The sequence below is a fragment of the Companilactobacillus futsaii JCM 17355 genome, assembly GCF_001435505.1.
In the GTDB taxonomy this organism is placed as follows: Bacteria; Bacillota; Bacilli; order Lactobacillales; family Lactobacillaceae; genus Companilactobacillus; species Companilactobacillus futsaii.
This window is the reverse complement of the sequence record NZ_AZDO01000108.1, coordinates 84,265-94,447: the sequence shown is the minus strand read 5'-3', so window position 1 is coordinate 94,447 and position 10,183 is coordinate 84,265. Positions and strand designations below refer to the sequence as shown.

11 protein-coding genes are annotated in these 10,183 nt (G+C 34.2%); 2 read left to right on the top strand and 9 right to left on the bottom strand.

Features of this window, described 5'->3' with window-relative positions:
• Positions 1-92: 92 nt before the first annotated feature.
• Positions 93-338 carry a hypothetical protein gene (locus tag FC88_RS08470; protein ID WP_010018619.1) on the bottom strand — a complete coding sequence of 82 codons (246 nt, stop codon included), beginning with the start codon at positions 336-338 and terminating at the stop codon, positions 93-95.
• Between the two features lie 140 nt (positions 339-478).
• Between FC88_RS08470 and FC88_RS08465 the strand changes: the two genes are divergently transcribed.
• Positions 479-1,135, top strand: coding sequence for a phosphatase PAP2 family protein (locus FC88_RS08465; protein WP_057814660.1), 657 nt, complete (start codon positions 479-481; stop codon positions 1,133-1,135).
• A gap of 30 nt (positions 1,136-1,165) precedes the next feature.
• Here FC88_RS08465 and phnW read toward each other — a convergent pair whose 3' ends face one another.
• Genes phnW through FC88_RS08435 form a run of 6 tightly spaced genes read right to left on the bottom strand, consistent with a single transcriptional unit; the run spans position 1,166 to position 6,512 of the window.
• Complete coding sequence (gene phnW, locus FC88_RS08460) at positions 1,166-2,257, bottom strand: 2-aminoethylphosphonate--pyruvate transaminase (protein ID WP_057814658.1); 1,092 nt, start codon at positions 2,255-2,257, stop codon at positions 1,166-1,168.
• Positions 2,251-3,045 carry a phosphonoacetaldehyde hydrolase gene (phnX, locus tag FC88_RS08455; RefSeq protein WP_057814656.1) on the bottom strand — a complete coding sequence of 265 codons (795 nt, stop codon included), beginning with the start codon at positions 3,043-3,045 and terminating at the stop codon, positions 2,251-2,253. Before phnX ends, phnW begins: the two co-directional genes overlap by 7 nt.
• A 16-nt stretch (positions 3,046-3,061) precedes the next feature.
• Positions 3,062-3,913, bottom strand: a complete 852-nt coding sequence (locus FC88_RS08450) for a PhnE/PtxC family ABC transporter permease (RefSeq protein WP_057814654.1) — start codon at positions 3,911-3,913, stop codon at positions 3,062-3,064.
• Complete coding sequence (locus tag FC88_RS08445; protein ID WP_057814652.1) at positions 3,910-4,701, bottom strand: phosphate/phosphonate ABC transporter permease; 792 nt, start codon at positions 4,699-4,701, stop codon at positions 3,910-3,912. The genes FC88_RS08450 and FC88_RS08445 overlap by 4 nt, the downstream gene beginning before the upstream one ends.
• Positions 4,701-5,456, bottom strand: a complete 756-nt coding sequence (phnC, locus tag FC88_RS08440; RefSeq protein ID WP_057814650.1) for a phosphonate ABC transporter ATP-binding protein — start codon at positions 5,454-5,456, stop codon at positions 4,701-4,703. The genes FC88_RS08445 and phnC overlap by 1 nt, the downstream gene beginning before the upstream one ends.
• Before the next feature lie 12 nt (positions 5,457-5,468).
• Complete coding sequence (locus FC88_RS08435; protein ID WP_057814648.1) at positions 5,469-6,512, bottom strand: phosphate/phosphite/phosphonate ABC transporter substrate-binding protein; 1,044 nt, start codon at positions 6,510-6,512, stop codon at positions 5,469-5,471.
• Between the two features lie 174 nt (positions 6,513-6,686).
• On the opposite strand from FC88_RS08435, the gene FC88_RS08430 reads away from it, so the two are divergent.
• Positions 6,687-7,556, top strand: a complete 870-nt coding sequence (locus FC88_RS08430; RefSeq protein WP_057814646.1) for an aldo/keto reductase — start codon at positions 6,687-6,689, stop codon at positions 7,554-7,556.
• A gap of 39 nt (positions 7,557-7,595) precedes the next feature.
• Here the strand turns inward: FC88_RS08430 and FC88_RS08425 are convergent, their stop codons facing one another.
• Both FC88_RS08425 and FC88_RS08420 read right to left on the bottom strand, forming a co-directional pair.
• Positions 7,596-8,921, bottom strand: coding sequence for an aspartate kinase (locus FC88_RS08425; RefSeq protein WP_057814644.1), 1,326 nt, complete (start codon positions 8,919-8,921; stop codon positions 7,596-7,598).
• Positions 8,921-10,093: a homoserine dehydrogenase gene (locus tag FC88_RS08420; protein WP_057814642.1), complete on the bottom strand. Its 1,173-nt coding sequence runs from the start codon at positions 10,091-10,093 to the stop codon at positions 8,921-8,923. Before FC88_RS08420 ends, FC88_RS08425 begins: the two co-directional genes overlap by 1 nt.
• Between the last annotated feature and the right edge of the window lie 90 nt (positions 10,094-10,183).

The following is a 10,183-nucleotide window of genomic DNA, read 5'->3' as shown; positions in this document are numbered from 1 at the left end:
AAGACCTTTATGGGTTTTTGTGTCCACTAGTGTTCGGTTATATTTTACAATCTGCCGATTAAAAAAAGCAAGACAAATTGTCCTGCTCCAAATTAATTATTAAAGAATTGTGATATGACTAAGAAAACTATCCCACCTACAATTACCCCGATACCAATAATTAAGTAGTTCCACAATCCTAATACCCCTAAAAGAATCAAGATAATCCCAATTATTGGATGATGAAGTAAGGCAATTCCAGTTTTGATAAACAACCAAATAATAACTAAGATTGCCACTCCAATAGCAATTAATAAAGGTGCCGAGCTACTTGAGCTGGCCGCCATTAATGTGAGCATTTTAAGCCTCCTTTTTAGTAAAACTGATTATATCATGTAATCATAATTTGGGGAAATTATTTCAAATTTTATAACAAAAAACTTTTATTATAATGAAAAACATATTACAATCAAGATTCAAAGAAAAAGGAGCGCTCATTTTGATATTCACAAAAAATCCTTCACGAAAATGGTTTGCTCTCGGTTATATCATTGCATTTTTCCTATTGGAGTTAATGATTATATTCAACAATTCATTTACCATTAGTTTCGATTCTTCAATTCAAAACTTATTAGTTAATATCACAAACGCCAATAACAACAAAATCTTTGAATTGATAACTTTTTTGGGTAAACCTATTATGGATGTATTTTACCTAATAGCTATTATGATTTTCTTATGGATCATCAAGCGTAAGAAAAGTGCTTTGTGGCTTGGATTCGTCCTAATATCTGGCAACATTATTTCATTTCTAGTCAAAATCACCGTTAAACGAAACCGTCCTACCGGAAAAATCATCCCTGCTACTGGCTATAGTTTTCCCAGTGGTCATGTTTTTGGCACTAGTCTAGTAGTCATGGCAATATTTTTATTTATTCTACCGCATTTAAAAAATCAAACTTTTAATTGGATCTATAAAACTATTTTGATTGTTTGGCTAATTCTAGTTGCTATTTCAAGAGTCTATCTTCACGGACATTTTCCTACCGATGTGATTGGTAGCATTCTTCTTTCGGCTGCTTGGTGGGAATGTAACAAAATGCTATATCTAAGATATTCTGAAAATATTTTTAAAGTAAACACTTCAATCGAATAAAAAAAGGCTTGGCTTTCGCCAAGTCCTTTTTTATTCAGTGATTTCTTTAATTGCTAGAAGTAATTTTGTAATATCCTCATCATAAACTTCACCGATGTTACCAATTCTAAATGTAGGAACTTGTGATATTTTACCTGGATAAATCACAAATCCGTCTGATTTTAATTGTTGATAGAATTCATGAAAATCAAAATCTTCAGTTGGATAAATGAAAGACGTAATGATTGGTGATTGGAATTTTTCATCGATCAAAACTTTAAATCCAAGTTCTTCCATTCCTTTAGCAAGATGCTTTTGATTATTTTCATAACGTTGATGACGAGCTTGTACGCCACCTTCTTCTTTTAGTTCTTTAAGAGCTTCATAGAAAGCATGAACAACATGAGTCGGTGAAGTAAATCTCCATTTACCGTTGTTACGTTCCATTTCGATATATTGCCCATAAAGGTCCAAAGATAAAGTTCTTGCCATTCCTTTAGCTTTTTCCAAAGCTTCTTTTCTGGCAATCACGAATGAAAATCCTGGGACGCCTTGAATACATTTATTGGAACTACTAATTAAATAATCAATCTTATTAGCTTTAACATCAATTGGAATACCACCAAAACTACTCATGGCGTCTACAATCGTTGTAATGCCTCTACCACTAACATAAGGAATAATATCTTCAATTGGATTCAAAATTCCTGTTGTAGTTTCACAGTGGATCATTGCAAAATGTGTCACATCAGGGTTAGCATCCAAACATTTTGTAACTGCTTCTAAAGTTATTGGCTGTCTTTCATCAACAACTAAATCGACATGATTAATACCATATATATCGGCCATTTCCCCAATACGTTTTCCATAGGCACCATTCATAGCAATTAGCAAAGTATCATCATCTGAGATCGTAGAACCAATCACTGATTCAACACCGTAGGTTCCACTACCTTGAATAGGAACCGCTGTATAATCCTTATCATTTACTTGAGCAACTTCTAAAAGCGAATGGCGAAATGATTGAGTGATTTTCTTATAATCATCGTCCCAAGTACAGTAATCAAAATCCATTGCTTGCTTTACTTCTTCGCTTGTTGTTAAAGGTCCTGGAGTTAAGAGTAAATATTTTTTTTCTACCATTTTTTATCCATCGATTCATTTAAATATTCCACAATTTGGACTAAATCCAAAATGCTATCAATTACAAAATCAGCATTCACTGATTCAAATTTGCGTTTAACTTCGTTACGTTTAGCAATTTGTTCTTCGTTATTCAATTCATCAAATTCAATCTGTGTTAATCCCATCAAACTGCTTCCTTCAACTATCCCAACTGTTTTGACACCAGCATTTTGACCTTCTTTAATATCTACCAAAGTATCCCCGACCTTGATAATTTTTTTAGGATCACTGATATTAAATTTTTGCATGATAAATTGAATCATTGCTGGAGATGGTCTGCCAGCTCCGTCAACATTCTCTGAAGTCACTACTAATTCAGGAGTATAGCCACTATCAGCAGCTTTTTCTTGAACTATTTTCATCATCTCGGCAGTATATCCTGTTGTTGTAGCAACTTTGATACCATATTCTTTCAAATAATTGAAAGTTTTCAAAACACCTTCTTTTAGTTCCGTGTCTTCTCTCAAATAACGTAATAATGATTGTTGAAAATCTTTGTAAATTTTCTTACGATCATTATCCGTTGGTAATTTAGAATATGTTTTTTCCCATTGTTGTTTGACATCTTCTAGTTCCAATATCTTTCCGATATGGTCCCATTTAGCCATCCCCATATCACGACGAATTTCATCATCGGTTAATGAAATCCCTGCATTTTTAAAGGCTTTTTTAAAGGCAATAACAGGTGCCAAACTACCATAGTCAACGGTTGTTCCCGCCCAATCAAATATAACTGCTTCAATCATAAAATTTTCTCCCTAATTAACGGTTCAAATACATTTGACGAATTTTAACCGCTATAAACTCAAGTACAAACGTTACAAAAATAACTAGATAAACGATCAATCCTGTTTCATGGAAGTCAAAACTCATCCCACTAGCGACAAACAGCTGATAACCAATTCCACCAGCACCAGCAGCGGCACCAACAGCAATCGCATTAGCAAAATTGATTTCTAGACGAATGAACGTCCATGAAACGAATGAGGCAATAATTGTAGGCCAGATTGCTTGGAAGACAACGACCCAAAATTTTGCTCCGGTTACTTTTAATGATTCAATTGTCGATTTGTCAATTCCCTCGATACTCTCTGAGTACGCCTTAGTTAAATAAGCCACACTGTGAAAACTCAGGCCCAAGACTGCAGCTGTAGTACCCAATCCACAAATAATAGAAAAGATCAAAGCCCAGATAATAGTTGGAATTGCTCGCACAACCGCCATAACTACTCGTATCCCAGCTCCTAAGTATGCGTTAGTTAAATTCTTAGATGCCAAAACTGCAAAGAAGAATCCAAAAACAGCACCAATAATCGTTGTTAAAATCGAAAGTAAAACACTACCAGCCAAAGCTTGCAGTAGAGGCATAAAGCCATCAGTTCCAGCACTAGGCTGTAAAAACATTTGTTGAAGATTTGTAGCTAATTCTTTAAAGGCAGTGTTCAATTGAATGCCCGCTGCATCTAAATGCATCAATGTATAGCCAGTAATGACTACTAAACTAGCAAAAACAACCACAATCATTGTTCTTGATAAACTATTCTCGTGCAACTTGATCTCAGGAGATTTCGGTGGATTAGGTTGTTGAATAATTTGTTCGTCTGCATTAATCATAAAATCACCCTCCTAATTTGGTTGGAAATAGTTTCTAAAGCAATAACAACAATAATAATTGCCAAAACTGTCATTCCTGCAGCATCGTAGCGGAAACTCTTAAAGTAAACATCAAAGATAAAACCAATTCCTGTACCCGTCAAAATACCAACTAAAGTCGCATCACGAACATTGTTTTCAATCGTGTAAAGAATCCAACTTAAAATACTTGGTAAAATTTGTGGCAAAACTGCTTGAAAGATAACTTGAAAGTAGCTTGCACCAGTAGCTTTTAAAGCCAACATTGTTTCACTAGCCTCGTCTTCAATAATTTCCATGAAGGCACGGATCAAATAACCGATTGATAACAATAACAATGCTAGAAAACCAGTAAAATCACTTTGTTTAAATGAAAACAAAAGAATCATCGACCAAGCTACTAATGGAATATTTCTAAAGAAAGAAGCAATCCCTCTCACAATTGTCTGAACCGTTCCATTAATTCCTGTAACTTTGGAACCCAATAAAGCTATGAAGATAGAAATAGCAGATGCTACTACGGTTGATGAAATAGCTAATAAAACAGTTTGGATTAATTTTTGCCAAATCTTAGGTAAAAATTCCATTGAACTAGACGTTGGTTTGAAGTTAACTCCCAACCAAGCAAAAGCTCTAGGAATTGCTGTAAAACCGGCTAAATTATCAAAGCTTAAAATCCAACTAGCGAATACATAAATACCGCCAATAATTGCGATAATCGCTGTTTGATGCCATCCTTTGTGTTTTAAAAAATTTGTAGGAGATTGCATTATTCAAGCTCCTTTGTAATATCTTGATCATAAAGAGTCCTCAAAATATCTTCTGATAATAAATCAGCATCTTCATCAAAGACTAGATGTCCTTTTCTAATGCCAATAATTTGATCAGCATATTTTTTTGCCATATTTATCTGGTGCAAATTGGCTATACAAATTAAGTTGTACTCATCAGTCAATCTCTTAAGTAATTCCATGACATTTTGTGCAGAGGCCGGATCCAGAGAAGCAATCGGTTCATCACAGAGAATAACCTTTGGATGTTGAATCAATGATCTGGCAATCCCAACACGTTGTTTTTGACCACCACTCAATTCGGAACATCTCTTTAAAGCAAAATTCTCTAAACCAACTTTCTTTAGTAGAGACATTGCTTCTTCTTTTTCCTCTTGAGTATATTTACCAAAAACACCCGCCAAAGTTGACTTATAACCTAAACGACCATGTAAAACATTTTCAATAACAGTTAATCTTTCAACCAAATTGTAATTTTGGAAAACCATTCCAATTTGACGACGAAATTTTCGCAACTGTTCTTTATTTGCAGTACGAATATCTTTGCCATCTAATATGATTTGTCCATCATCATCTTTGATCAATTGATTTAAGCTTCTTAAAATTGTAGTTTTACCAGCACCAGATGGGCCAATAATTGCAACAAAAGTCCCTGGTTTGATATTAAAGGAAATATCTGTCAAAGCTGGCTTGTCTTTCTCGTAACTCTTTTGTAAATTCTTAACCTCTAACATAAAATCCCTCTCTTATTTACCAACTAGTTCATGTGTAGGTTTGTACCAGTCATCATCAACTTTTAGAAGAACTTGTTTATCACTCTTCTTTTGCCAGATTGTTGGTGTATTACTCTTTCCATCAGAGAATAGTGCTTTATTATTTAAGAATTCTTTTGATGTAAAGCATTTTGTAATTGCATCAATATCTTTCTTGCTCAATGCGCCTGAATTAACTACGAAAGGCCCATTTTGAACTGGTAGAACTGATAAATTAACTAATTGCTTACCCTTGAATTCAGCAAATGGAGCCTTGGCATCGTCACGAACTGTAAATGTTGAACCAACCTTATCATAACTACCATCTGTAACCTTCAAAAATGGTAATAAATCACCATCATCAAATGCAGCGACGTCAGCGTCACCCTTTAATAAGTTGATAGCTGAACCTGGATGAGTTGTTCCATATAATACTTTACTGAAGAACTTGCCACCTTCTGATAATTCATCTTTGTTCTTTAATTTGAAATGCTTAGCAATTTCGTCTGTTGGTACGGCAAAGCCTGATGTTGAACTAGCTGAAACAAATGAAATCTTCTTGCCTTTGATATTATCAATACTATATTTGCCATCTTTCTTATATTGATCAGCTTTTTCCTTTGGTACCATTAAATATGAACGATAACTTGCACTCTTCTTTGTACCGTCTGTACCTGATTGAACTAGGAAAGGAACAACTTTTTTGTTTTGAGCATGAGCTTGAATATACCCATCAGCACCCATGAAACCAAATTGTGCTTTCCCTGAAGCAATCGCTGAAATTGCTACGTTGTAATCAGTTGTTGTCTGTAAGTTTATCTTCTTACCCGTAGCTTTATGCAATTCATCTTGCAAAGCCTTACGTGATGCAGTAAAGTTCTTTGCTGATTCATTTGGATAGAACACAACCGTAATTTCCTTACTATCCTTACTACCAGTTTTTTGTGATGCTGAGCTGTTAGATGAACATCCGGCTAATACCCCTGTGAGTAATAAAAACACCCCTAAAATAGCGGTTAATAATCGCCCTTTTTTCATAGATAAATCCCAACTTTCTGTTTGTTTTTTTCGAGCAACATAAGAGTAACAAACGAATGTAAAATAAAAATATATTTTCTGTAAAATAATCAAATATAACATTTACATTCTTTATACATTTTTTATACAAATAAATGGGCTATAATTAAATTGAAAAAAATAGGAGGTAAATTTATGGCAACAAATATTCCTTATATTGAATTAAGCAATGGTGTAATGATTCCCCAAGTGGGTTTAGGTGTGTTTAGAATGTCAGACGCTGAAGTTTTAAATAGCGTCAAATGGGCTATTGAAAGTGGCTACCGTCACATCGATACCGCTAGTTTTTATGATAATGAAGCAGCTGTAGGCCAAGCTATCAAGGATAGTGATATCGACAGAAAATATTTATTCATTACTACTAAAATCTGGAATGATGTCAGAGGATACGATGCAACAATTGCTCAATTCAACAGTTCTTTACAAAAATTGGGCTTAGATTATCTAGATCTTTATTTGATTCATTGGCCAGCTGAAGGTTTTGAAGAAAATTGGCGTGCAATGGAAGATCTTTACAAACAAGGTAAAGTTAGAGCCATCGGAGTTTCCAACTTCAAAGCTCATCACATCGAACAATTAATGGAAAAAGCTACAATTGCTCCTATGGTTGACCAAATTGAAACGCATCCTTATTTTCAAGAAACTGATCTTCACGAATATTTACAAGAAAAACATATTGCCCATGAATCATGGAGTCCATTAGGTGGCGGCTTAAACAAGGTCATTGATAACCCAGTAATTAAAAAGATTGCTGAAAATCATCACAAGACACCCGCACAAGTAGTCTTACGCTGGCACATCCAACGTGGTGAAATAATTATTCCTAAGTCAACTCATGAAAATCGCATCAAAGAAAATATCGATCTTTTCGATTATCATTTTGATTTAACACCCGAAGAAATGGAACAAATCAAAAAATTAGATAGTGACAAACGAGTTGGAGCAGATCCTGACGATAAAGAATTTCTAGCTAATTCAATCACTTATTCAACTCAAAATCATTAAAAAAAGCTCTTAAGGCCAATCAGACCTTAAGAGCTTTTTCTATGCGGAAATTTTTTGAGCAATGGAATTAATTGATTCATGATAAATTTTTTCAATTGTTTTCTCGTAATCTTCATTGTTAACACCAAAAACTACTTTAATATCGCTGCCATCTTGAAAGACAAATTTCACTTTAATTAAACTTTCATCTAAATAATTAAGAATCCTTCCCGCAATAGCCGGACGACTACTTAACTTCAATGATACGGCTGCTACTAAAGCAATATTTTCACGCACGTTAACAGTATCAACACCACAATCAGATTTCAGTTCTTGAATAATCAATTTTAATTTATTACCGATATCACCACGTTGACACAAAAAGCTGAAACCATCATTTCCTGAAGGAGTTGAATCAATTGAAATATGTTGTCGTTGAAAAACAGCTAATACTTTTTGTAATACTTCTAGGTGTTTGCTCAAACGATATTTTTTTATAGTAATAACTATATAATCTTTTTTTCCGGCAATCCCTGTCACGATATTATTATTCAAATGCTTTTCTTTTGCGACGACTAAAGTTCCACCTGCACTAGGACAATTAGTATTGAGAATCTCTGTCGGAATATTTTTTTGACGTACTGGACGCACAGCTTCTTCTTGAAAAACACCGACACCCATGTATGACAACTCTTGTAATTCTTCATAAGTTAAAACGTCGATTTTCTTTGAATGATCAACGATTCGAGGATCTGCCATCAAAATTCCTGACACATCAGTCCAGTTTTCATACAATTGAGCATCGACTAAATTAGCCAAAATAGCCCCAGTAATATCACTGCCACCCCTAGGCATTAGATGAATCGAACCATCTTCATTGCTGCCATAAAACCCAGGAACTAAAATATTTTGATGTTTTTGTAAAATTGTTAATAGTTTTTTACGAGATAGTTCGTAATCTAAATTATCACCATCAAAAATCAAAATATCTTTAGCATCGACGAAATAATAACCTAAGAATTCAGCCATCATCTTACCTGTCAAAAATTCGCCACGAGAAATCAAATAATCATGTGAACAACCATTTAAATGCTTAGCAATCTCACTTAAATCTGCTTCAATATCAAGTTTTAGACCCAAGTCATCTCTAATTTTTAAAATACGCGAACTAATCTTTAAGAATAATTTTGAAAAATCAGTACCATCTTTAATAGCTTGTTCCATTTCTATTAAAAGATCAGTAACTTTAATTTTTTCACTAGCACTTTTACCTGCGGCACTGACGACAACTATTTGTCTATCAGAATCTGACTCAATAATTTGTTTAACTTTTTTGAACTGATTAGCATCAGCAACTGAACTTCCACCAAATTTTGCAACTTTCATTAGGCAACCTCCTGATCTGGAAGGCTGACCATAAAGGCTCTCTTATCTTTTTGCAAAATCAATTTCATTAATTTGTGCATCATTCCAACGGGGATCTGATGAACAGCCAGATATGAACTTTCTTTTGAAACTTGATAGTCTTTAAATAAATCACTGACATCAACTTTTGTACGCAAGAGATAATCACCTTTAGTTAAATCGGGACAATATTCCATTCTTTTATCAAAATCGCGTTTCAAATGACTTTTTCTTTCTTTAACATCCAAAATATCTTGCACGATTGCATTAGCAGTTGGCAACATTCCAGCTCCTTGGCCGAAAAAGTCGAGCTTACCAATTGTCTCCCCATTTAAAGAAATCAAATTGTAATTATCAGGAGTATTAGCTTCTAGTGTTTGATCCAAAAAGAGTGCTGGCTCAACCACATAATCGAATTTGTTATCTTTTTGATGTGAACGGCCAATCAATTTAACCGCTAAACCACGTTTTTGGAAATACTTCACATCTTCGCAAGTAATATTTCTAATTCCAAAAATAGGTAGTTTTTGATGATTTTTAATATCAATATCGTAGGCGATATCGGCACTGATACACAATTTGTTGGCAATATCGTAACCATCAATATCAGCACTTGGATCAGCCTCAGCATAGCCTAATTTTTGAGCTTCTTTAAGTACTTCAATAAATGATTGGCCTTTTTTACTCATCTGATCAAGAATAAAGTTGCTTGTACCATTGAAGATACCAGAAATTGAATTAACATTGTCGATTCGTAAAGCCTTCTCCAATCCTTGAATCCAAGGAATACCACCACCAACGGAAGCTTCAAAGTAAAATTTCACATGATTTCTTTCGGCTGCTTCGGTAAATTCTTTCAAATAAATAGCTACGACGGCTTTATTGGCTGTAATTACGTTCTTTCCATGATTCAAGGCCGCTAAAATGTATTCATGAGCGGGCTCGATTCCTCCCATTACTTCGACAACAACATCAACGTCCTTATCATTTAATATGTCAGACATTTCATCTGTCATTTCTGACATTGTCTTATTTTTGTTTTTCCTAATCAAAATGTGACTTACAGAGAGGTTTTGGGTTTGCATATTGGCCTTCTTAACTATTTCATATACGCCTTTTCCTACTGTACCAAATCCTAAGATTGCAATTTTCATAGGTTTAACCTCCTGTTTTCTTTTATTTGTGTCTATAAGTAATAAACACTTGTTTTTAATTTATGAACAGTCTACTATATAGATAATCGA